At 63.4% G+C, this 20,662-nt stretch carries 26 protein-coding genes; 11 read left to right on the top strand and 15 right to left on the bottom strand.

Going from position 1 to position 20,662, the window contains the following annotated elements:
- Positions 1-5: 5 nt before the first annotated feature.
- The 10 genes from LB551_RS25630 to LB551_RS25590 form a co-directional block, all read right to left on the bottom strand.
- Complete coding sequence (locus tag LB551_RS25630; RefSeq protein WP_224660937.1) at positions 6-503, bottom strand: SRPBCC family protein; 498 nt, start codon at positions 501-503, stop codon at positions 6-8.
- Positions 481-846, bottom strand: coding sequence for an ArsR/SmtB family transcription factor (locus tag LB551_RS25625; RefSeq protein ID WP_224626131.1), 366 nt, complete (start codon positions 844-846; stop codon positions 481-483). Before LB551_RS25625 ends, LB551_RS25630 begins: the two co-directional genes overlap by 23 nt.
- A gap of 118 nt (positions 847-964) precedes the next feature.
- Positions 965-2,056, bottom strand: a complete 1,092-nt coding sequence (locus LB551_RS25620; protein ID WP_224660936.1) for a 3-deoxy-7-phosphoheptulonate synthase — start codon at positions 2,054-2,056, stop codon at positions 965-967.
- A gap of 94 nt (positions 2,057-2,150) precedes the next feature.
- Complete coding sequence (locus LB551_RS29985; protein WP_263496037.1) at positions 2,151-2,276, bottom strand: hypothetical protein; 126 nt, start codon at positions 2,274-2,276, stop codon at positions 2,151-2,153.
- A 55-nt stretch (positions 2,277-2,331) separates the two neighbouring features.
- Positions 2,332-3,126 carry an SDR family oxidoreductase gene (locus tag LB551_RS25615; RefSeq protein WP_224660935.1) on the bottom strand — a complete coding sequence of 265 codons (795 nt, stop codon included), beginning with the start codon at positions 3,124-3,126 and terminating at the stop codon, positions 2,332-2,334.
- 25 nt (positions 3,127-3,151) lie between these two features.
- Positions 3,152-4,147 carry an inositol 2-dehydrogenase gene (iolG, locus tag LB551_RS25610; RefSeq protein ID WP_224660934.1) on the bottom strand — a complete coding sequence of 332 codons (996 nt, stop codon included), beginning with the start codon at positions 4,145-4,147 and terminating at the stop codon, positions 3,152-3,154.
- Between the two features lie 115 nt (positions 4,148-4,262).
- Positions 4,263-5,030, bottom strand: a complete 768-nt coding sequence (locus LB551_RS25605) for an ATP-binding cassette domain-containing protein (RefSeq protein ID WP_224660933.1) — start codon at positions 5,028-5,030, stop codon at positions 4,263-4,265.
- A gap of 2 nt (positions 5,031-5,032) precedes the next feature.
- Positions 5,033-6,109 carry an ABC transporter permease gene (locus LB551_RS25600; protein ID WP_224626123.1) on the bottom strand — a complete coding sequence of 359 codons (1,077 nt, stop codon included), beginning with the start codon at positions 6,107-6,109 and terminating at the stop codon, positions 5,033-5,035.
- A gap of 105 nt (positions 6,110-6,214) precedes the next feature.
- A complete protein-coding gene (locus tag LB551_RS25595) occupies positions 6,215-7,156 on the bottom strand; it encodes a sugar ABC transporter substrate-binding protein (protein ID WP_140550447.1) in 942 nt (313 codons plus the stop codon).
- 393 nt (positions 7,157-7,549) lie between these two features.
- On the bottom strand, positions 7,550-8,581 hold the full coding sequence (locus LB551_RS25590; protein ID WP_224660932.1) for a LacI family DNA-binding transcriptional regulator: 1,032 nt from the start codon (positions 8,579-8,581) through the stop codon (positions 7,550-7,552).
- Positions 8,582-8,747: 166 nt separating this feature from the next.
- Between LB551_RS25590 and LB551_RS25585 the strand changes: the two genes are divergently transcribed.
- From LB551_RS25585 to LB551_RS25575, 3 genes are read left to right on the top strand one after another with little or no spacing between them, the layout of a single operon-like run.
- Positions 8,748-9,845 carry a fatty acid desaturase family protein gene (locus LB551_RS25585; protein WP_224660931.1) on the top strand — a complete coding sequence of 366 codons (1,098 nt, stop codon included), beginning with the start codon at positions 8,748-8,750 and terminating at the stop codon, positions 9,843-9,845.
- A 45-nt stretch (positions 9,846-9,890) separates the two neighbouring features.
- Positions 9,891-10,205 carry a MocE family 2Fe-2S type ferredoxin gene (locus LB551_RS25580; RefSeq protein ID WP_224660930.1) on the top strand — a complete coding sequence of 105 codons (315 nt, stop codon included), beginning with the start codon at positions 9,891-9,893 and terminating at the stop codon, positions 10,203-10,205.
- Positions 10,202-11,440 carry an NAD(P)/FAD-dependent oxidoreductase gene (locus LB551_RS25575; RefSeq protein ID WP_224660929.1) on the top strand — a complete coding sequence of 413 codons (1,239 nt, stop codon included), beginning with the start codon at positions 10,202-10,204 and terminating at the stop codon, positions 11,438-11,440. Before LB551_RS25580 ends, LB551_RS25575 begins: the two co-directional genes overlap by 4 nt.
- Before the next feature lie 69 nt (positions 11,441-11,509).
- Here LB551_RS25575 and LB551_RS25570 read toward each other — a convergent pair whose 3' ends face one another.
- The 5 genes from LB551_RS25570 to hslV all read right to left on the bottom strand — a co-directional run bounded on the left by LB551_RS25570 (position 11,510) and on the right by hslV (position 15,679).
- Positions 11,510-12,469, bottom strand: a complete 960-nt coding sequence (locus LB551_RS25570) for a DUF1402 family protein (RefSeq protein ID WP_224626112.1) — start codon at positions 12,467-12,469, stop codon at positions 11,510-11,512.
- Between the two features lie 160 nt (positions 12,470-12,629).
- Entirely contained in the window at positions 12,630-13,940 is a 1,311-nt protein-coding gene (hslU, locus tag LB551_RS25565) for an ATP-dependent protease ATPase subunit HslU (protein WP_224660928.1), read from the bottom strand.
- Between the two features lie 4 nt (positions 13,941-13,944).
- Positions 13,945-14,544, bottom strand: coding sequence for a DUF2585 domain-containing protein (locus tag LB551_RS25560; protein ID WP_224556403.1), 600 nt, complete (start codon positions 14,542-14,544; stop codon positions 13,945-13,947).
- Positions 14,545-14,550: 6 nt separating this feature from the next.
- A complete protein-coding gene (locus LB551_RS25555; protein ID WP_224660927.1) occupies positions 14,551-15,081 on the bottom strand; it encodes a GNAT family N-acetyltransferase in 531 nt (176 codons plus the stop codon).
- A 46-nt stretch (positions 15,082-15,127) separates the two neighbouring features.
- The gene (gene hslV, locus LB551_RS25550) at positions 15,128-15,679 is read right to left on the bottom strand and encodes an ATP-dependent protease subunit HslV (protein ID WP_140531019.1); all 552 of its coding nucleotides are present in this window, start codon (positions 15,677-15,679) and stop codon (positions 15,128-15,130) included.
- A 212-nt stretch (positions 15,680-15,891) separates the two neighbouring features.
- Here hslV and hisB point away from each other — a divergent pair, with 212 nt between their 5' ends.
- Genes hisB through LB551_RS25510 form a run of 8 tightly spaced genes read left to right on the top strand, consistent with a single transcriptional unit; the run spans position 15,892 to position 20,658 of the window.
- A complete protein-coding gene (hisB, locus tag LB551_RS25545; protein ID WP_224660926.1) occupies positions 15,892-16,491 on the top strand; it encodes an imidazoleglycerol-phosphate dehydratase HisB in 600 nt (199 codons plus the stop codon).
- A 4-nt stretch (positions 16,492-16,495) separates the two neighbouring features.
- Positions 16,496-16,972 (top strand): DUF2628 domain-containing protein, encoded by a 477-nt coding sequence (locus LB551_RS25540; RefSeq protein WP_224660925.1) that lies wholly within the window; start codon positions 16,496-16,498, stop codon positions 16,970-16,972.
- 1 nt (position 16,973) lies between these two features.
- A complete protein-coding gene (gene hisH / locus LB551_RS25535; RefSeq protein WP_224660924.1) occupies positions 16,974-17,624 on the top strand; it encodes an imidazole glycerol phosphate synthase subunit HisH in 651 nt (216 codons plus the stop codon).
- Between the two features lie 6 nt (positions 17,625-17,630).
- Positions 17,631-17,921 carry a DUF1330 domain-containing protein gene (locus LB551_RS25530; protein ID WP_224660923.1) on the top strand — a complete coding sequence of 97 codons (291 nt, stop codon included), beginning with the start codon at positions 17,631-17,633 and terminating at the stop codon, positions 17,919-17,921.
- Positions 17,922-17,925: 4 nt separating this feature from the next.
- Entirely contained in the window at positions 17,926-18,675 is a 750-nt protein-coding gene (hisA, locus tag LB551_RS25525; RefSeq protein WP_224660922.1) for a 1-(5-phosphoribosyl)-5-[(5-phosphoribosylamino)methylideneamino]imidazole-4-carboxamide isomerase, read from the top strand.
- Positions 18,672-19,508 carry an arginase family protein gene (locus LB551_RS25520; protein ID WP_224660921.1) on the top strand — a complete coding sequence of 279 codons (837 nt, stop codon included), beginning with the start codon at positions 18,672-18,674 and terminating at the stop codon, positions 19,506-19,508. The genes hisA and LB551_RS25520 overlap by 4 nt, the downstream gene beginning before the upstream one ends.
- A 1-nt stretch (position 19,509) precedes the next feature.
- Complete coding sequence (gene hisF / locus LB551_RS25515) at positions 19,510-20,301, top strand: imidazole glycerol phosphate synthase subunit HisF (RefSeq protein WP_224660920.1); 792 nt, start codon at positions 19,510-19,512, stop codon at positions 20,299-20,301.
- A 33-nt stretch (positions 20,302-20,334) separates the two neighbouring features.
- The gene (locus LB551_RS25510) at positions 20,335-20,658 is read left to right on the top strand and encodes a phosphoribosyl-ATP diphosphatase (protein ID WP_224660919.1); all 324 of its coding nucleotides are present in this window, start codon (positions 20,335-20,337) and stop codon (positions 20,656-20,658) included.
- Positions 20,659-20,662: the final 4 nt, after the last annotated feature.

Below are 20,662 nucleotides of genomic sequence, written 5' to 3'. Positions count from 1 at the left end.
GCGTCCTACAGCGTGGCGAGAAGCTCGTCCAGCTGCTCGAATTGCTCGGACATCGCATCCGCCGCCCCGGCGCCGGCGTCGAGGGCTTCCTTCGAGGGATAGAGCTCGCGCATGACCAGCAGCGTCCTGCCGCCTTTTTCCTCGAAGGTCACCGTGGTGACGGGCCCACCGTCACCGCCTTCGTCATTGGTCCAGACGAGGCGCGAATGCGGTGTCACTTCGAGATACCTGCCGAAGAACTCGGCAGGCTGCGAGTCATCATGCCCGAACACCAAACGGTACCCGCCTCCCACACGAACATCCATCTCGCAGGAACGCAGGAACATGCCCATCGACTTCGGCACCCACCAGCGCTTGAACAGCTCGGGCTTGGTCCACGCCTCGAACACGATGCGCGCCGGCGCGTCGAAGCTTCGCGTAACGACCAGCTCCCGGTCGGACGTCCGTTCCACCGTCGTGCGGTTCTGCATGGGGGTGGGCTCATTCGCTCTTGTTTTGTCCATCGGCTTCCTCCTTCCGTTTCATTTCCTCGACAACCTTGTCCAGCTCGTCGAAGCGTGCGGCCCAGAGCTGGCGGTATCTCTCGATCCATGCCGCCTCCTCTTCCAGGCGGCGCAGGCCGAGCTTGCAGGTCCGCACGCGCCCGACCTTCTGCGTGGTGACGAACCCCGCCTGCTCCAGGACGCCGACATGCTTCTTCATGCCCGTGAGGGTCATGTGGAATTTCTGCGCCAGGTCCGTGATCGAAGCATCCGCACGGCCGAGTTGCTCCAGAACCCCGCGTCGGGTGGCGTCCGAAAGCGCGGCAAACGAGGCGTCCAGGCGGGTCGGAGAATACTGAACCATGTGGTTCAGTATGTAACATGCGGATCGGTGGCATGCAAGGAGGTGGAGGGCTGCGGGGTCTAAGGGCGGCGTGGTCCCGGGCCGAAACCGGAAACGCCGCCCTTTTGCTCCTACCAGATCAGGCGGCGCCCTGCCGGCTCTCCATCGAGGCGCGGCGCGCCGATCGGCGCCATTCCACGGCGCCGGCAAGGCCATGCAATACCGTCTCGGTGGTCGCCCAGTCGATGCAGCCGTCGGTGATGCTCTGGCCGTAGACGAGCGGCTTGCCGGGCACGACATCCTGCCGGCCGGCGACGAGATTGCTCTCGATCATGACGCCGATGATGCGCGCATCCCCCGCCGCGACCTGTCCTGCCACGTCGGCCGCGACCTTGGGCTGGTTCTCCGGCTTCTTGGCTGAGTTGGCATGGCTGACATCGATCATCAGGCGGGGCGCGATACCGATGCGGGCGAGTTCGACCGATGCGGCTTCGACGCTTGCTGCATCGTAATTGGGCTGGACGCCGCCGCGCAGGATGACATGGCAATCCTCGTTTCCGGTCGTTGCCGCGATGGCGCTGCGTCCGCCCTTGGTCACCGCCATGAAATGATGCGGCTGCGCGGCGGACTTCACCGCCTCAGCGGCAATCCTGAGATTGCCGTCGGTGCCGTTCTTGAAGCCGACCGGGCAGGACAGGCCCGAAGCCAATTCCCGGTGGATCTGGCTCTCCGTGGTGCGCGCGCCGATGGCGCCCCAGGCGACGAGGTCGGCAATATATTGCGGCGTGGTCATGTCGAGGAATTCCGTTGCCGCCGGCAGGCCGAGATTGTTGACGGCGGACAGCACGTTGCGCGCCATCCGCAGCCCCTTGTCGATGTTGAAGCTGCCGTCGAGGTCGGGATCGTTGATCAGGCCCTTCCAGCCGACCGTCGTGCGCGGCTTTTCGAAATAGACTCGCATCACGATCTCGAGCCGGTCGGACAGAGCCTCGCGCAGCGCCGCCAGACGGCTGGCATAGTCAACGGCCGCGACCGGATCGTGGATGGAACAAGGGCCGACGATGACAACAAGTCGGTCGTCAGCCCCCGTCAGGATTGAGTGGATGGTGTTGCGCGAGGCGGCAACGGTGCGCGTCGCCGTGAGTGAGCGCGGTATCTCCCGCATCACCTCTTCCGGCGTGCTCAGCAGTCTCAGTTCCTTGACCCGAAGGTCGTCTGTGGTGGTCAACACGGCTTCCTGCTCCTCTTTGATTTAGAGAAGACCTGCCGGCTGAAACAAAAAAGCCGCCAGGTCTGGCGGCTTGTCGGACTGTTTGCTGCAATCTTCAGATCGAGCGCAATCCTCCCGCCGCCAGCGAGCTGCTAAAGTACCAATAGGTGGCGGTCAGGTGGATCATGCGGCTCATATAGTCGAAGCGGCGGCCTTTGTCACGTACCCTGATGAGAGCCATTTCAGGATATGCCGAACCCCCGCGACGCGGTGGGCCTTTCGGCGATGTTATGCCGCTATTCCGGCGACGCGCCGGCGACGCTCTGGTCGTAGTCGACCAGCGAGCCGGTCATCACGCCGGATTGCGGGCTGACCATGTAGCTGATCAGCCGGGCAAGCTGGTCCGGCTTCACCAACTGCCCCATCGGCTGTGCGGCCTCGGCCTTCTCGAGCCAGTCGTCGGGTGCGTCATGCCATTTCTTCTGCACGATATCCTCGCCCTCGGTGTCCATCCAGCCGGGCAGCACGGCGTTGCAGCGGATGCGATTGAAGCGATAAGCGTTGGCGACATTCTTGGTCAACGTCATCAGCGCGCCCTTGCTGGTCGAATAGGGCGTCAGGAACGACTGACCGGTATGCGCCGACATCGACAGCACGTTGACGATCGATCCGGGGCCCTTTTTCTCAAGCAGATGCGTCACCACGCCCTGCATCAGGAAGAATGGGCCTCGCACATTGGTGTCGAAGATGGTGTCGAAGAGCTCCTCGCTGGTCTCCACCAGCGAGCCGCGCGCCGACGTGGCGGCGGCGTTGACCAGCGCATTGATGGTGCCGAAATGCGAAAGCGCGGTGGCGACGGCGCGCTTGCAATCGGCCACCTTGGAGACGTCCGCGCTGATGAAGATAGCATCGACGCCCGACTTCTTGAGCGTGGCGACAGCCTTGTCGCCCTTCTCCTGCGAGCGGCCGATCAGCGCCAGCGCCCGGCAGCCTTCTTCCGCCAATGCCTCGGCGACCGCGAAGCCTATGCCTTGTGCGCCGCCGGTGACGATGGCGCGCGTTTGTGAATTGCGACCGGCTGATGCGCTCATCGCTCTGCTCCTGTGCTTTAAGTCGTTACTTGTCGAGGCGGACGGTCTGGCCTGATGTCGCCGATTTCAGCGCCGCATCCGCCAGCCGAAGTGCGATGAGTCCGTCCGTCCCGCTCGGTGCTGCCTTCTTGCCCGAGGTCGCGGCGGCGATGAAGGATGCTATCTCGATGGCATAGGCATCGAGATAGCGGGTCATGAAGAAATCGTGCAGCGGCGGGCGCGTATAGCCCTTCTCATTGGCCAGTTCTATCGAGACCGGCCGCTGGTTCTCGGCCGCCACCATGCCTTTCGAGCCATGCACCTCGATGCGCTGGTCGTAGCCATAGGTGGCGCGGCGCGAATTGGAGATGACGGCCTGCTTGCCCGACGCGGTTTCCAGGATGACGCTGACCGAGTCGAAATCGCCGGCCTCGCCGATTTGTTTGTCGACCAGCACCGAGGCATGCGCGCTGACCGCCACCGGCTCTTCGCCGAGCAGGAAGCGTGCCATGTCGAAATCATGGATGGTCATGTCACGAAAAATGCCTCCGGAGCGCGCGATGTAGTCGATCGGCGGCGCGCCCGGATCGCGCGACGTGATGGTCACCATCTCGACCGTGCCGATAGCGCCGTCATCGATCGCCTTGCGTACCGCGGCGAAATGCGGGTCGAAGCGCCTGTTGAAGCCGACCATCAGCGTCGCCTTGGTCTTCTCGACCACGGCGAGGCACTGCTCGACGCGCTTGACGTCGAGGTCGATCGGCTTCTCGCAGAAGATCGCCTTGCCGGCCCTGGCGAAGCGCTCGATCAGGTCGGCATGGGTGTCCGTCGGCGTGCAGATGACGACCGCGTCGATATCCCCGGATTTCTCGATGGCATCGATCGTGCGCACCTCGGCGCCATAGGCCGTGGCGAGTTCGCTCGCCGCCTTTTCGAAAGCGTCGGCAACGGCGACCAGTTCGGCCTGCGGATTGGAGCCGACGGCGCGGGCGTGGACCTTGCCGATGCGGCCGGCACCGAGGAGGGCGAAGCGGAGAGTCATGGAATTTCCTCTGGGGATGGTTCGAAGCTGGCGAGGCGCCGGTCATGCGCGCGGCTGATTTTCCGGTCAAGACGAGATCGACAGGGAGGCGATGACCGCCGCCTCCGCGCCCGGCCTAGGCCGCGAGTTCGGCCTCTCCGGTCTTGGCGCCGGTGATGTAGGAAACAATATCGTTTCCGTCGGTGTTCTCCTTGCGTAGATTGGCGACGATGCGGCCGCGCCGGAATACGACGATGCGGTCGCAAAGGTCGAACACCTGGCGCATATTGTGGCTGATCAGGATCAGCGGCTCGCCATTGTCCTTTAGCGTGCGGATGATGTTCTCCACCTGCGCGGTCTCCTGCACGCCGAGTGCTGCCGTCGGCTCGTCCATGATGATCAGCTTGGAGGCGAAGGTCGCGGTCCTGGCGATCGCCACGCACTGCCGCTGGCCGCCCGACATATGGCGGATGGTGTTCGACAGGTTGGGGATTTTCACCGCCGTGCGCACCAGCGCGGCTTCGGTCGCCTTGCGCATCCCCCAGCGGTCCAGGATCGAAAACGGTCCCAGATTGAACAGTACTTTTTCGCGGCCCAGGAACAGGTTCGACGGCACGTCGAGATCGTCGGCCAGCGCCAGATTCTGGAACACGGTCTCGATGCCGGCCTCGCGCGCCTCGATAGGGCCCGAAAAATTGACTTGCTTGCCGTCGAACCAGATCTGGCCGCTGGTCGGTTGCTCGACGGCGGTGATCTGGCGCACGAAGGTCGACTTGCCTGCGCCGTTGTCGCCCATGATGGCGACGTGTTCGCCCTTGCGCAGTTCGAAATTCGCGCCTTCCAGCGCCTGCACGCCGCCATAGCGCTTGGTCAGGTTTTCGGTCTTCAGGACGATGTCTGACATGGTCAAGCCCTCAATGCCCGCAGGCGCTGGCGCCACTGATCGAGAACGACGGCGCCGACGATGATCACACCCTTGACCATCTCCTGGTAGTAGGCGTCGAGGCGCAGGAAGGTGAAGCCGGAGATGATGACGCCGAAGATCAGAGCGCCGATCACCGTGCCGACGATCGAGCCGCGTCCGCCCGACAGCGATACGCCGCCGATGACCGCCATGGCGATGGCGTCGAGTTCGTACATCACGCCCATGCCGGCCTGGGCGGTGAGGTTCTTGGAAGAGAGCACCACCGCGGCGAGCGATGCGAGTATGCCGGCGATGACATAGACCAGGATCTTGTGGTTGGCGATCTTGATGCCGGACATGCGTGCGGCGTCCTCGTTGGAGCCGATGGCGTAGCAATGCTTGCCGTATCGTGTGTAGGTCATGATCAGTTGGAAAAGCACGGCGAGCGACAGGAAGATGATGACGGGCATCAGGCCCTTGCCGATCGCGGCGAAACTGTCGGTGGGAAACGAGATAGGCTGGCCCTTGGACCACCATTTGGCGATGCCGCGCGCGGTCACCATCATGCCGAGCGTGGCGATGAAGGGCGGAATGCGCGTGTAGGCGATCAAGGCGCCGTTGACCAGGCCGGCGAGCAGCCCGCAGCCGATGGCGACCAGCAGCGGCACGATGACGGGCAGGTCGGTCCAGCCCTGCGCCAGGAACATCGCCTTGGGATTGGGGTTGCCGTTGACGGTCGCCACCTGCGCGAAGCTCATGGCGATCATCGCGGTGGCGCCGACGATCGAACCCGAGGACAGGTCGATGCCGCCCGATATGATCACCTGCGTCACGCCGATGGCGATGATGCCGACAATCGACACTTGCAGGATGATGATCTGTAGCCGCGCCTCGTTGAAGAGGCCGCCGACATTGCTGCGGGTGTTGAACAGGAAGCTGTCGCCGAGAAAGACACGGCCGATCAATTCGAAGATGACGACAAGAATGACGAGCGCCAGGAAGACGTTGAATTCCGCCGGCCATATGCGCTTCTTTGCATCATAGCTGACCCCGCCGACGCCATGCGATGTCTGTGCCAATCGTCTATCCTCCGTCAGCCGCGGCCGCTCCTGGCGCCTGAAAGCGCTGAGAGGTGGGGCGGCGCCCGGTCTTGAGCACCGCCCCGGGGTGAACCGTTCCGCCGCTCAGTTCTTCTTCAGGAACTTGTCGATGTTGGCCGGCGTCACCAGTTGGAAGGGCACGTAGACCTTGTGTTCGACCTTCTCGCCCTTGGACAGTTTCAGTGCCGCGTCGAGCGCACCGGCGCCCTGGCCGGCCGCGTCCTGGAACACGGTGACGTCGAGGTCGCCTGCCTGCATGGCCGCAAGCGCGTCCTGCGTGGCGTCGACGCCGCCAACGACAACCGTCTTCATGTCGATATTGGCGGCCTTCATCGCCTGGATGGCGCCGATGGCGCTTTCGTCATTGTTGGCGATGACGCCGTCAAACGGCTTGCCGGTCGACAGCCAGTTGGTCATCAGGTTCTGGGCCTCGTCGCGGTTCCAGTTAGACGTCTGCTTGTCGATGATCTTGATGAAGCTGCAATCCGGCGTCGCGATCACCTCTTCGATGTCCTTGGTGCGCTGCACGGCCGCCTGGTTGGAAAGCTCGCCCATGATCACGTAGACATTGGCTTCCTTCTTGCCGGCTTCCTTGAACAGGCGGCAGGCTTCCTTGGTTTCAAGCGTGCCGGAATCGGCCTCGTTCGAAGCGACGAAGGCCTGGTTGTCAGGCAGCGTGTCGACGTTGACAGGCTCGCGGTTGACATAGACCAGCGGGATCTTGGCGGCGGCCGCGGCATCCGACATCGCCTGCGTGGCAGAGGTGTCGACCGGATTGACGATGATGGCGTCGACGCCCGATGCGGCGAAGTTCTTGATCTGGTCGAGCTGTTTGGCGACGTCGTTCTGCGCGTCCTCGACCTGCAACTCCACGCCGCTCATGCCCTTGGCCTGCTCGATCATGCCGTTGCGCAGCACAGTGAGGAAATTGTCGTCGAACTTGGCCATCGAGACGCCGATCTTGGCGGCCATGGCGGACGAACTCATCAGCGCCGCGAAGGCGACGCCCAAAATTATTTTCTTCATTGTATCTCTCCTCCACTTTGGGTGTCCGGTCGCACCGATCTATCCGGAATCCCCGGTCTCCCCGGGGAATCTCTCCCTGATATCATTTCGTCCCAGGGCGGTTCATCACCGGCTGGACCGCCGAACTGCCTGCCCCGAACCAGATGTTCTCGGAACGAAAGAACCAAAATGTACAGCCAGTGAAATATTTATTCCATTTCGGAACGGGACGTCAAGGGAGATTCCGAATCTGGGCGTGCGATTTTCGGCCGTCTCTGATGGATTCTATCATTTCAGGCGGCCGGTTTGCGGCAGACCGGGCTGCCCGGGCATTTTATCGTTTCATGGAAACGCTCTACCTCCGTCCTGACGCGACCTGGACGGAAAACCGCTGCACGCATTCCTGAAATGGCTTCAGATGTTTTCCGGCAAATAGATGTCGAAGGGGAGGAACGTCTGGCCCGGCGCATTGGCCGCGCCGGTTTCGATGGCATGCGCCATCCGATCGACGAGCTCGCGACAGAGCGCGGCAAGGGGCGTCGAGATCACCATCGTCAGGATGTTGTCGGCAAGCGCGGCGCGCGATTCGGCTGATATCTCGTTGCAGACAACCACAGGCATGTCGGCGGGCTTCGCTGTCCGCAGCGCCGAGACAGCGCCTTCCATGCCGCCGCCGGCGACGTAGCAGCCGACAAGATCCGGATATCGCGCCAGAAGATCGATCATCGCATCATGGGTCACCTGGTTGGCCTCCAGATTGACCAGCGTCTCAAGCACGTTGAAGTCCGGCGCATGCTCGCGAAAGAAGGAGCGGAAACCGATCTCACGCAGCTCATGGCCGTGGAAGCGATGGCTGCCGACAAAAAGGGCGACCTTGCCGGGCTTCCTCGCAGCCTTCGAGATCATCCAGGCGGCGGTGCGGCCGACCTTGCGGTTGTCGAGGCCGACATAGCCCTCGCGGATGCCGGCAGCGAAGTCGGACAGCAGGGAGAAGACCGGCTGCCCCTTGGCCTTTAGCGCCTCCACGACCGCCGTCAGCGTCGGATGGTCAGGGCCGACCACGGCGATGGCCCGCGATTTCGCCGCCAGCCTGCGCATCTGGGCGGCGATCTCATCGGGGGCCAGGGAAGTGGCGAAATCGATGGTTGCGACGCCACGGAAGCGCTGCGATTGTGCCACCGCCAGTTCGAGTTCCCGCGCGAAATCGCCATAGAAAACGTCATTGCCCCGAAGCAGCAGAAAGCCCAGTCGATACTCGGGCAATTCCTGACGCATGCGCTGTTTGATCAGCCCCGCCGCGTGATAGCCGATCTCGGTCGCGGCGTCATAGACGCGGCGGGCCGTTTCCTCGCGCACCGGCAGGCGGCTGTTGAGCACGCGGTCCACCGTGGCAACGCTGACGCCGGAGATGCGCGCCAGATCGGTGATCGTCGGCCGTTTCGCCATGTCTGTCCTCATTCGACTGCGCGTCTTTCCTACATCTTGATGATAGGAAATGATAGAAACTATCTTTATGATGTTGAGTCTATCATGAGCTAGCGTTATTTTCAGCCTCGAAGTCAGGAAATGTCGGGCATTCGCGCGGCGGATGCCTTTGCCGAGGGAGGCAACCATGCATGCTGCGCCGTCCCGGCGTGACTACAGCCTGATCGGCCGCGACGCCAGGCTGGCCGTCGAGACCGGCCTGTCGGCGGCCGAATGGTATCACACCGACATTCCCCGCAAGCAGATGAAGGAGCTGATGCAGCGCTCCGACGCGCCCGCGATCCGCGACACGGCGATCTGGACCGCCGCGCTCATCGTCAGCGGCGCCGGCGGTGCCTGGTTCTGGGGAACCTGGTGGTGCGTGCCGTTCTTCTTCGCCTATGGTGTGCTCTACGGCTCGTCCACCGATTCCCGCTGGCACGAATGCGGCCATGGCACGGCCTTCCGCACGCAGTGGATGAATGATGTGGTCTATCAGGTCGCCTGCTTCATGATCATGCGCAACCCGGTGACCTGGCGCTGGAGCCACACGCGCCATCACACCGACACCATCATCGTCGGCCGCGACCCGGAAATCTCGGTCATGCGGCCGCCCGACCTGGTGCGCGCCATCCTCGGCTTTGTCGGCGTGCTCGACGCCTGGCATGCGATGTCAGACATGCTGCGCAACGCCGCCGGCAACATCAGCGCGGCCGAAAAGACCTTTATTCCCGAGCAGGAACAGCCGAAGGCGATCCGCATCGCCCGCATCTGGACCGCGATCTATGCCGCAACCATCGCGCTGGCGCTCTATACCGGCTCGTTCCTGCCCTTGATGCTGGTCGGTCTGCCCAGGCTCTATGGCGCCTGGCACCACGTCATGGTCGGCCTGCTGCAGCATGGCGGCCTTGCCGACAACGTTACCGACCATCGGCTGAACAGCCGCACCGTCTATATGAACCCGGTCAGCCGTTTCATCTATTGGAACATGAACTACCACGTCGAGCATCATATGTTCCCGATGGTGCCTTACCATGCGCTGCCGAAGCTGCATGAACTGATCAAGCACGATTTGCCCGCGCCGACGCCGTCGATCCTGGCCGGCTATCGCGAGATGCTGCCTGTCTTCTGGCGCCAGTTGCGCAACGAGGATTATTTCCTCAAGCGCGAGCTGCCGCCGACGGCCAGGCCGTACCGCGAAGATCTGCACAACGACAATGCTGCCTTCAACGCCGCGGCGGAGTGACATCCGCCCGTGAGGCGCCATCGGGAAATTTTGCGGGAGAAATGTATGAGCGACTGGGTCGAGGCCTGTGCCGTGGGAGACATCGACGAGGAAGACGTGATGCGGTTCGATCACGGCGGCCGCAGCTACGCCATCTATCGCAGCCCCGATGACGAGTATTTCGCCACCGACGGCCTGTGCACGCATGAAAAGGTGCATCTCGCCGACGGGCTTGTCATGGACGACATCATCGAATGCCCCAAGCACAATGGCCGCTTCAACTACAAGACAGGCCAGGCCAAAGGCGCGCCGGCCTGCATCAATCTCAGGACCTATCCGGTCAAGGTCGACGCCGGCAGCATCCTCGTTCAGATCGGATGACCGGCATGACGCGGGGAATGGTTGTCATCGGCGCTGGCGAATGCGGCGGCCGGGCAGCGCTTGCATTGCGGGATCTCGGCTATGAGGGACCGGTGACGCTGGTCGGCGACGAGCCGCATCTGCCCTATGAACGGCCGCCTCTGTCCAAGGACGCAATGGCCGGCGGCGCGCCCGAGATCAGGGCGATCGCAAGCGATGAGATCCTCGCCGAAAAGTCGATCCGGCATATCCATTCCGTTCAGGCTTCAGCGATCGATCGCGCCGCGCATACTGTGCGCCTGTCGGACGGTTCGGTTCTGCCCTACGACAAGCTGCTGCTGGCGACCGGCTCGACGCCCCGCAAACTGTCGATGCCTGGCCTTGATGGGCGCTGCGTCTACCTCCGCACCTTCGCCGATGCGCTGGCCATCCGCGCCCACCTCAAGGCTGGTAGCCGCATCGCGATCGTCGGCGGCGGCTTCATAGGGCTCGAGCTCGCGGCGGCGGCCCGCAAGCTCGGTGCTGCGGTCACCGTCATCGAGGCGCAGCCGCGTATCCTGATGCGCGGTGTACCGGCCGAGATCGCCAAGGTCGTCCATGACGCCCACGTCGCCGAAGGTGTCGACATAACATGCGGCGAAGGCATTGCCTCGATCGCCGACGACGGCAGGCAAGTGCGCATCGCGCTTGCCGGCGGCCGCGAAATAGCCGCCGATCTCGCCATCATCGGCATCGGCGCCGTGCCGGTGACGGCGCTTGCCGCCGAAGCAGGACTGGCCATCGACAACGGCATATCGGTCGATGCCGAACTGCGCAGCAGCGACCCCGACATCTTCGCTGCCGGCGACTGCTGCTCGTTCCCGCTTGCCGTCTATGGCGGCCGCCGCGTGCGGCTGGAGGCCTGGCGCAATGCGCAGGAGCAGGGCGCGCTGGCGGCAAAGAACATGCTGGGCGCCGCAGAGGCACATGCGGCGGTGCCGTGGTTCTGGTCGGATCAGTATGGCCTGTCCCTGCAGATCGCGGGGCTCTCCGACGAGGGCCGCAGCACGGTGCGCCGCGATCTCGGCGAGGGCGCCTTCATCCTCTTTCACCTTGCCGAGGACGGCAGGCTGGTGGCCGCCAGCGGCATCGGCCCCGGCAATGCCGTCGCCCGCGACATCCGGTTGGCTGAAATGCTGATCGGCAAACGGGCGAAGCCCGCGCCGGAAGCGCTCGGTTCGCAGGCGGTGAAATTGAAATCGCTGCTGGCGGCGTAGGACGCAACGGCAACTGTCAGGGTCTGCGGCGCAGGCGTTGGCAAATCAACGTCAGCGCGCCTGAGCTCCCTAAAACAGCGCCTTCAGCTCCGGCAGTTTGTCATTGACCAGCCAGCCGTAATAATTCTCTTCCGGCAGCTTCACAGGCTCGCCGGCGGCGCTGCGCTTGTCGTTCTCCGCCTTCAGCGCATAGGCGCGTTGCTCGGGATTGCCGACATTGTAGAGCGTGGCGGTGAGGCCCGGATTGCCCGAAATGTCGAAGCCGGCGATGCTCTTATAGGCGTCGATCGATTTCCGGATCGTCGCGGCAACGTAGGGCAGCGTGAGGTCGGGATCCATGATGGTCTTGTAGACCGCATTGGGATCGCCGACGTCGAGCTTCGGCAGGCCGGAAACCTTGTGCACGAGATCGCTCATCTGGAGCGCGGTCAGCGGATTGAGCTGGCCGAGACCAAAGGTCTGGCCGGCATAGTAGGGCTGGAAGAAAGTGGCGCCGAAGCGGTCGTTGGGGAAATCCTCGCCGCCGACGGTCTTGCCGCGAAATGAACGGTTCCACACCTGCTCGCGGCATTCCCACAAATCGTAACTGTCGGACATCCCAGTGCATTTCCTGAATTCCGGCCGCTGCACGAAATCCGTGATGTCCTCGCCGTCATAGGCGAAGGACAGCTTGCTGGAGAGATAGGAGATCGCCTTGACGTAGTAGGTCTGCAGCCGGTCGTAGGCGTCGACATTGTAGGTGTGCTCGCCGACGATGGCGCCGACAATGTGCATTGGATCGATGCCGTAGACGCTTGCCGCCTTCTTGATCTTGCCGCGCAGGTCGGCGTCGTTCTGCAGCAGCGCATAGACCTTGCGGTACTTCGCCTGGAACGTGGTGTTGGTGGCCTGCGTGCGCCGGCTTGAGGCTCCCGGAATGCCGGGCTGCTCGGCATTGCGGTTCCCCGGCGGCACCATGGTCGCCGCGTCGGCGCCGAACATCGTTGCCGCCAGCGTCAAGCCGAGAATGACCAGGATCAGTTTTTTCATGCGCCCGCCGCCTAGAGAATTGCCGCGCAAACTAGGTAAAGCTCTTGGTCGAGTCGAGAGCGGCCCTGCGCTCGGCAGAACGAAAGGTGGCCGAATGATACCATCCGGCCACACATGATCCATTCGCCCGACAGGCGCCGGAACGATCCGGCGCGCCTGCTCAAAGAATGAAGCGCGACAGATCGGTGTTCCTCGACAGGTCGCCGACATGCTTCTCCACATAGGCTGCGTCGATGGTCACCGCAGTGCCGTTGCGGTCCGGCGCGTCGTAGGAGATATCGTCCAGCACGCGCTCCATTACCGTCTGCAACCGCCTTGCGCCGATATTCTCGACGCTGGCGTTAAGATCGACGGCGATGCCGGCGAGCGAATCGATGGCGTCGTCGGTGAAGGTCAGGTCGACGCCTTCGGTCTTCATCAGCGCGATATACTGCTTGATGAGGCTCGCTTCCGTCTCGGTCAGGATGCGGACGAAATCCTCTTTCTCCAGCGCGCGCAATTCGACGCGGATCGGCAGGCGGCCCTGCAGCTCTGGTAACAGGTCGGACGGCTTCGAGACGTGGAACGCACCCGATGCGATGAACAGGATGTGATCCGTCTTCAACGGCCCATATTTGGTCGCCACCGTCGTGCCCTCGACCAGCGGCAGCAGGTCGCGCTGCACGCCCTCACGCGAAGGCCCGCCCGAAATATCCGACCGGGCCGCGATCTTGTCGATCTCGTCGAGGAAGACGATGCCGTCATTTTCCGCAGCGTCCAGCGCCCGGCGCACCACCTCGTCCTGGTCGAGCAGCTTGTCGGACTCGTCGTTGACCAGCAGGTCGTAGGATTCCTTTACCGTCGTCTTGCGCAATTTGGTCTTCTTGCCGCCCATCGCCTTCGACAGCATGTCGTTGATGTTGAGCACGCCGATATTGGCGCCCGGCATGCCGGGAATCTCGAAGCCGGGCATGCCGCCATTGCCGGTATCGGCCACCTCGATCTCGATCTCCTTGTCGTCGAGTTCGCCCTCGCGTAGCCTCTTGCGGAAGGAATCGCGCGTGGCAGGGCTGGCAGTCTTGCCGACCAGCGCCTCCAGCACGCGTTCCTCGGCGTTGACATGGGCGCGCGCCTTGACGTCCTCACGCATCTTCTCGCGCACCAGGCCGATGGCGACCTCGACGAGGTCGCGCACGATCTGCTCGACATCGCGGCCGACATAGCCGACCTCGGTAAATTTGGTTGCCTCGACCTTGACGAAGGGCGCGCCGGCCAGCCGCGCCAGGCGGCGCGAGATTTCGGTCTTGCCGACGCCGGTCGGCCCGATCATCAGGATGTTCTTCGGCATCACTTCTTCGCGCATCTGCCCTTCCAGCTGCTGGCGGCGCCAGCGGTTGCGCAAGGCGATGGCCACGGCGCGCTTGGCGTCCTTCTGGCCGATGATGAAACGGTCGAGTTCCGAAACGATTTCGCGGGGAGAAAATGTGCTCATATCACTAAATTCCACTTTGCCACTGCTTGATGGCCTCGAACGGATGCAGCAGCATGATCACGTTGAGTGTCAGATTGTCCCGGATAAGGTAGCCGGTGCCCAGTTCGAAGAGGATGGCGAGGCTGACGATCACCCATATAGGTAGCCTTCGCGCCATCACAAATCCCAGCACCATGGCCAGCGTGTCCGACACCGAATTGATGATGCTGTCGCCGTAATAGTCGAGCGAGATGGTGCCGGCGCGGTAGCGCTCTATGATGAACGGGCTGTTCTCGATCAGCTCCCAGCCGCCCTCGATGAAGACGGCGAAAGCCAGCCGCAAGCCGACCGGCGAACGCGGAAACAGGAACCTGGCCAGCGCATAGAACAGGAAGCCGTGGATGATGTGCGAGAACGTGTACCAGTCCGATATATGCTGGGAATTCTCGGAACTGTTCACCACGCCGTGCCAGAGCTTCACATAGCCACAAGTACAGATCGGCGGGTGCCCCATGCCGTAGAGGGCTCCGGCCTGGAAGATGAGCAGGCCAAGGACGAGCAGCAGTCCCATGCGCCAGCTGTCTTCATAGGCCGAGACCAGCCTGTCGTGACCCGATGCGTCCATGCCCCATTACCTCTCTTGCGCGTCGCCATGTTGCGTGTCGGTTGCGTCGACAGCCATCAGCACGACATCGCCATATCTGGATTGCCGGCGATCGATTGCCCGAAATCCCGCCTTTTCATAGGCGCGGATGGCGCGGCCATTGGATGGGTCGGGATCGATGATGACACGCGGCACGCCCTCCTCGAACAACTGCTCGATGAACTGGCGCACGATCGCCGAGCCATGGCCGATGCCGACCAGCTCCGGTCGGCCGATCGACAGGTCGATGCCGAGCGTCCCGAATGGCTGGTCGGCATAGGGATGGTCGTCCTCCAGATGCGGATCGTAGCTCTGCAGATAGGCGATCGGCTTGCCGTCGAGTTCAACGATCAGCGGCTCGACCGAAATCGAGTCGATATGATCGCGAATCTCGGCGATTTCCGTCTCCGGGTCGTCCCACCACTCAGCGACATGCGGTTCGGCGAGCCAGCCGGCGATCATCGGCAGGTCTTTCGTGGTCACCGGCCGAAAATCATAGCTATCGTCTTGTTTGGCCATGATCTCTTACGCGGTTCTTCGGATCAGGATCATGGTCGCCGGCCGGTCAGCCGGCATCGAGTGTTTCGACGACGAAATTGTTGTTGGTGTAAACGCAGATGTCGGAGGCGATCTGCATCGCCTTTCGCGCGATCTCCTCGGCGTCCTTGTCTGTGTCCATCAGGGCGCGGGCCGCAGCCAACGCATAGTTGCCGCCTGAACCGATGGCCATGACGCCATGCTCGGGCTCGAGCACGTCGCCGGTGCCGGTCAGCGCCAGCGAGACCGACTTGTCGGCCACCAGCATCATCGCTTCCAGCCGGCGCAGATAGCGATCGGTGCGCCAGTCCTTGGCGAGTTCCACGCAGGCGCGCGTCAACTGGTCGGGATATTGTTCGAGCTTGGCTTCGAGCCGCTCCAGAAGCGTGAAGGCGTCGGCGGTCGCGCCGGCGAAACCGGCGATCACGTTGCCGCCCTTGCCGATGCGGCGCACTTTCCTGGCGTTGCCCTTCATGATGGTCTGGCCAAGGCTGACCTGGCCGTCGCCGGCGATCACCACCTTGTTGCCCTTGCGCACCGTCACGATGGTCGTGGCGTGCATGGTCAGTTCATTGGACATTTGCTGCTCCGATTCGCGTCATCCCTAAAAGGCGATTGGCGCGGTACGAGTGACTTTGATCGGCCCATATGTATGCATGGGGGCGGTGATTGCAAACGCTCGATACCGGCCTGGATGGCAACTGGCAATCGCCGGATCATGCTGCTAGAAGGCTTTCGTTTTCAAGCAGGCGAACGCCTGAAGCGCCTAAACTCACGGACAAGGACAAGGTCATGCCGCCCCGTTCCGCCGAAATCAGCCGCAAGACCAGGGAAACCGACATTGCCGTGTCGGTCCATGTCGACGGCTCCGGCAAATCGGACATCGTGACCGGCGTCGGCTTCTTCGATCATATGCTCGACCAGCTTTCGCGCCATTCGCTGATCGACATGACCGTTCGGGCCAAGGGCGACCTGCACATAGACGACCACCACACCGTCGAGGACACCGGCATCGCGCTTGGGCAGGCGCTGGCCAAGGCGCTGGGCGAGCGGCGCGGCATCATGCGCTATGCCTCGATCGATCTTGCCATGGACGAGACGCTGACGCGCGCGGCGATCGACGTCTCCGGCCGTCCCTTCCTGGTGTGGAACGTTTCGTTTTCCTCGCCCAAGATCGGCACCTTCGACACCGAACTCGTGCGCGAGTTCTTCCAGGCGCTGGCGCAAAACGCCGGCATCACGCTGCATGTCGCCAATCACTATGGCGCCAACAATCACCACATCGCCGAAACCTGTTTCAAGGCGGTGGCGCGTGCGCTGCGGGCGGCGCTGGAACGCGATCCGCGCCAGCCGGACGCTGTTCCCTCCACCAAGGGATCTTTGAAGGGATAGCGTCATGGCCAGCTATGTCGTGATGGAACCGCCCGGCCTTGGCGAAAAGGCCGATGCGACGGCCCTTGTCCGCGACGGCTTCACCTGGCTCGGCCTGCTGGTGCCGCCGCTGTGGTTCGCCTGGCATCGGCTGTGGATCGAAGCGGCACTCACCTTCATTGTCATGGCGGTGCTTTCGGTGCTTGGCGAAAAGCTCGGTCTTGGGTGGGCCGGCTCGCTGCTGTCCCTGCTGGTCTCGCTCTATGTCGGCCTGGAAGGGCAGGCGCTGCGCATCGCGGCGCTCCGCCGCCGCGGCTGGCGCGAATGGGGGGTGGTCGAAGCCGGTTGGCTCGATGATGCCGATTCGCGCTTTGCCCTGGAGGCCGAGCGGCATGCGGATGAAGCCGAGCCCGCGCCGCGCATGGTGCCGGACGCCGCCCTGGCGCGCCCGGCGCAGCCGGGCATGGCGCTTGGGCTGACCCACATTCCGGGAAGACGCTGACATGCGCGTTGCGATCATCGATTACGGATCGGGCAATTTGCGCTCGGCCACCAAGGCCTTCGAGCGCGCTGCGCGCGAGGCGGGCATCGCCGCCGGCATCGACCTGACGGCCGACGCCGAGCGGGTGCGCACGGCCGACCGTATCGTGCTGCCTGGTGTCGGCGCCTATGCCGATTGCGCGGCCGGCCTGCGTGCCGTGCCCGGCATGTGGGAAGCGGTCGAGGAAGTCGCCATTGCCAAGGGACGTCCCTTCCTCGGCATCTGCGTCGGCATGCAGCTGATGTCTCAGCGCGGTCTCGAAAAGACGATCACCGATGGCTTTGGCTGGATATCAGGTGACGTGAAAGAGATCACGCCGGCCGATCCGGCACTGAAGATCCCGCAGATCGGCTGGAACACGATCGAGCTGATGCGCAAGCATCCGCTGTTCTCCGGCGTTCCAACCGGGGCAACCGGCCTGCACGCCTATTTCGTCCATTCCTATCATCTCGATGCGCGCCAGCCCGACGAGGTACTGGCGGTCGCCGACTATGGCGGCCCGGTAACGGCGGCCGTCGCCCGCGACAATCTCGTCGGCACGCAGTTCCACCCAGAGAAGAGCCAGGCGCTGGGCCTCGCCCTGATCACCAATTTCCTGCGCTGGAGGCCTTGAGGAGCCATGAGCAAGAAGGGCTATTGGATGGCGATGATCGATGTTCGCGATCCCGATCTGTACAAGCGCTATATCGAGGCAAATGCCGTTGCCTTCGCCAAGTACGGCGCGAAATTCGTCGTGCGGGCCGGGCGCCACGAGAGCCCTGAAGGGACGACCGGCAACCGCCACGTCCTGGTCGAGTTCGAATCCTACGCCAAGGCGGTGGAATGCTATCATTCGCCGGAATATCAGCAGGCCTCGAAATTCCGGCTGGCCGCCTCATCAGGCCATTTCGTCATTGTCGAAGGCGCCTGAGAGAATGATCCTTTTTCCAGCAATCGACCTCAAGGACGGCCAGTGCGTGCGCCTCAAGCACGGCGACATGGCGACCGCGACCATCTACAACGATGACCCGGCCGCCCAGGCAAAGGCATTTGAAGAGCAGGGCTTCGAATGGCTGCATGTCGTCGACCTCAACGGCGCCTTCCAGGGTCAGAGCGTCAACAGCGCCGCCGTCGGCGCCATCCTCAAGGCGACGAACAACCCGGTGCAGCTCGGCGGCGGCATCCGCACGCTCGAACAGATCGAGGACTGGCTCGACCGCGGGCTTGCCCGTGTCATCCTGGGCACCGTGGCCGTGCGCGACCCCGACCTGGTCAGGCAGGCTTGCAAGGCCTTTCCGGGCCAGATTGCCGTCGGCATCGACGCCAAGGGCGGCAAGGTAGCGGTCGAGGGCTGGGCCGAGGCGTCGAGCCTCGGCGTCGTTGAACTGGCCAGGAAATTCGAAGGCGCCGGCGTCGCCGCCGTCATCTACACCGACATCGACCGCGATGGCGTGCTGACCGGCATCAACTGGGATTCCACGATCAGCCTCGCCGACGCCGTGTCGATCCCCGTCATCGCGTCGGGCGGCCTCGCCTCGATCGCCGATATCGTGCGCATGACCATGCCCGACGCGCAAAAGCTCGAAGGGGCGATCTCCGGCCGTGCGCTTTACGACGGCCGTATCGATCCGGCCGAAGCATTGGCGATCCTCAAAGGCGCCCCCCCGGTGGAGATGCGATCTTGAAAGTCTCGATAATCCTGGCCTCCTATGACAGCGGCCATTATCATGGCGGCATGGGCCAGGGGCCGGACGCGCTGATTGCGGGCGGATTGGTCGAAGCCCTGACCATGGCCGGCCACGATGTCGCGGTCGAGGACATCGGCAGGGTCGGCGACGCCCAGGAGCGTGAGATCGCCACCGGTTTCGCTGTCTGCAATGCCGTTTCGGGCGAGGTCCGCATCGCCCGCGACAGGGGACGTTTTCCCATCGTGCTGGCCGGAAACTGCCTGACATCAGCAGGTGCGGTCGCCGGCGAAGGCGCCGACGCGATCATCTGGGCCGACCAGCACGGCGATCTCAACACACCCGACACATCCATATACGGGTTTCTCGACGGCATGGCGTTGGCCACCGTTCTAGGCCTGTGCTGGCGCCCGATGGCGGCGGCCGTCCCCGGTTTCAAGCCTGTCGATCCGTCGCGCTGCGTGCTGATTAACGCGCGCGATCTCGATCCGGCCGAAAAACAACTGCTCGACACATTGCCGGTGATCCGCACGGAATGTCCCGGAGCGGCAGAGGCGACCGAGAAACTGAAGGCTGCGGGGGCTCAACGGGCGCACATGCATCTTGATCTTGATGTGCACGATCCCGAGGTGCTGCAAGCCAACCGCTATGTCACGCCGGGCGGCCCTGGCCCGGAACAGTTGCGCCAGGCGGTCTGCGCCATGGCGCTCTCCATTCCCATATCGGGCATCACCATTTCCGCTTACGATCCGGCCTTCGATGCGCAGGCCAATGTGCCGCCGCTCGTCGGCGAATTGCTGAACGATCTCCTGACCACGATCGAGGGCCGTTGACATGCTGAAGGCTCGCGTCATCCCCTGTCTCGACGTCAAGGGCGGCCGCGTCGTCAAGGGGGTCAACTTCGTGGATCTCGTCGATGCCGGCGATCCGGTGGAGGCTGCCAAGGCCTATGACGCCGCCGGCGCCGACGAGCTTTGCTTCCTCGACATTACCGCGTCATCGGACAATCGCGAGACCATCTTCGATGTCGTCGCCCGCACGGCCGAGCAATGTTTCATGCCGCTCACCGTCGGCGGCGGCGTACGCCAGGTCGCCGATATCAGGAAATTGCTCCTGGCCGGCGCCGACAAGGTGTCGATCAACACGGCGGCGGTCAAGAACCCGGATTTCGTCGCCGAGGCCGCCGACAAGTTCGGCAACCAGTGCATCGTCGTCGCCATCGACGCCAAGAAAGTGTCGGGCGCCGGCGAGGCCGACCGTTGGGAGATCTTCACCCACGGCGGACGGGAAAAAACCGGCATGGATGCGGTCGAATTCGCCCGGAAAATAGTCGATCGCGGTGCCGGCGAGATCCTGTTGACCTCGATGGACCGCGACGGCACCAAGGTCGGTTACGACATCGCGCTGACCCGTGCGGTATCGGACGCGGTGCGCGCCCCGGTGATCGCTTCCGGCGGCGTCGGCACGCTCGACCATATGGTCGAAGGCATTCGCGACGGTCATGCAGGTGCCGTGCTGGCGGCCTCCATCTTCCATTTCGGCACCTATACGATCGCCGAGGCCAAGGCCCATATGGCGCAAGCCGGCCTGCCGATGCGGCTGGACTCCTCGGGTGATCGGCCCTAGAGGCTTGCGGCTAAGAAACAGGGCCAAGGCGCCATGACTGAGTTTTCACTCTCCGACCTGGAGACAATCGTCAGCGAACGCGCCCATTCCGGCGATCCGGACTCGTGGACCGCCAAGCTTTACGCGCGCGGCATCGAGAAGGCGGCGCAGAAGCTCGGCGAAGAGGCGGTCGAGACGGTGATTGCCGCGGTCAAGGGCGACAAACGGGCCCTCGTTTCGGAAAGTGCCGATCTTATATATCATTGGCTCGTCGTTCTCGGCATTTCGGGTGTGCCGTTGGGCGACGTGCTCAGGGAGCTCGAAAGCCGCACCGGGCGTTCGGGCATCGCCGAGAAGGCGTCACGGTCCAAGCGCTGACCGC

It is taken from the genome of Mesorhizobium sp. BR1-1-2, from assembly GCF_020165435.1.
Classification (GTDB): domain Bacteria; phylum Pseudomonadota; class Alphaproteobacteria; order Rhizobiales; family Rhizobiaceae; genus Mesorhizobium.
This window is presented reverse-complemented; position numbering and strand designations above follow the sequence as displayed.

Coding starts and splice junctions, on each gene's coding strand:
- LB551_RS25555 (WP_224660927.1), bottom strand. CDS start 15,081: ATGGCCAAACAAGACGATAGCTATGATTTTCGGCCGGTGACCACGAAA.
- LB551_RS25585 (WP_224660931.1), top strand. CDS start 8,748: ATGCATGCTGCGCCGTCCCGGCGTGACTACAGCCTGATCGGCCGCGAC.
- hisA (WP_224660922.1), top strand. CDS start 17,926: ATGATCCTTTTTCCAGCAATCGACCTCAAGGACGGCCAGTGCGTGCGC.
- LB551_RS25625 (WP_224626131.1), bottom strand. CDS start 846: ATGGTTCAGTATTCTCCGACCCGCCTGGACGCCTCGTTTGCCGCGCTT.
- LB551_RS25570 (WP_224626112.1), bottom strand. CDS start 12,469: ATGAAAAAACTGATCCTGGTCATTCTCGGCTTGACGCTGGCGGCAACG.
- LB551_RS25595 (WP_140550447.1), bottom strand. CDS start 7,156: ATGAAGAAAATAATTTTGGGCGTCGCCTTCGCGGCGCTGATGAGTTCG.
- LB551_RS25530 (WP_224660923.1), top strand. CDS start 17,631: ATGAGCAAGAAGGGCTATTGGATGGCGATGATCGATGTTCGCGATCCC.
- hslV (WP_140531019.1), bottom strand. CDS start 15,679: ATGTCCAATGAACTGACCATGCACGCCACGACCATCGTGACGGTGCGC.
- hisH (WP_224660924.1), top strand. CDS start 16,974: ATGCGCGTTGCGATCATCGATTACGGATCGGGCAATTTGCGCTCGGCC.
- LB551_RS29985 (WP_263496037.1), bottom strand. CDS start 2,276: ATGGCTCTCATCAGGGTACGTGACAAAGGCCGCCGCTTCGACTATATG.
- hisB (WP_224660926.1), top strand. CDS start 15,892: ATGCCGCCCCGTTCCGCCGAAATCAGCCGCAAGACCAGGGAAACCGAC.
- LB551_RS25510 (WP_224660919.1), top strand. CDS start 20,335: ATGACTGAGTTTTCACTCTCCGACCTGGAGACAATCGTCAGCGAACGC.
- LB551_RS25540 (WP_224660925.1), top strand. CDS start 16,496: ATGGCCAGCTATGTCGTGATGGAACCGCCCGGCCTTGGCGAAAAGGCC.
- LB551_RS25580 (WP_224660930.1), top strand. CDS start 9,891: ATGAGCGACTGGGTCGAGGCCTGTGCCGTGGGAGACATCGACGAGGAA.
- LB551_RS25630 (WP_224660937.1), bottom strand. CDS start 503: ATGGACAAAACAAGAGCGAATGAGCCCACCCCCATGCAGAACCGCACG.
- hisF (WP_224660920.1), top strand. CDS start 19,510: ATGCTGAAGGCTCGCGTCATCCCCTGTCTCGACGTCAAGGGCGGCCGC.
- LB551_RS25575 (WP_224660929.1), top strand. CDS start 10,202: ATGACCGGCATGACGCGGGGAATGGTTGTCATCGGCGCTGGCGAATGC.
- LB551_RS25560 (WP_224556403.1), bottom strand. CDS start 14,544: ATGGACGCATCGGGTCACGACAGGCTGGTCTCGGCCTATGAAGACAGC.
- hslU (WP_224660928.1), bottom strand. CDS start 13,940: ATGAGCACATTTTCTCCCCGCGAAATCGTTTCGGAACTCGACCGTTTC.
- LB551_RS25615 (WP_224660935.1), bottom strand. CDS start 3,126: ATGAGCGCATCAGCCGGTCGCAATTCACAAACGCGCGCCATCGTCACC.
- iolG (WP_224660934.1), bottom strand. CDS start 4,147: ATGACTCTCCGCTTCGCCCTCCTCGGTGCCGGCCGCATCGGCAAGGTC.
- LB551_RS25605 (WP_224660933.1), bottom strand. CDS start 5,030: ATGTCAGACATCGTCCTGAAGACCGAAAACCTGACCAAGCGCTATGGC.
- LB551_RS25590 (WP_224660932.1), bottom strand. CDS start 8,581: ATGGCGAAACGGCCGACGATCACCGATCTGGCGCGCATCTCCGGCGTC.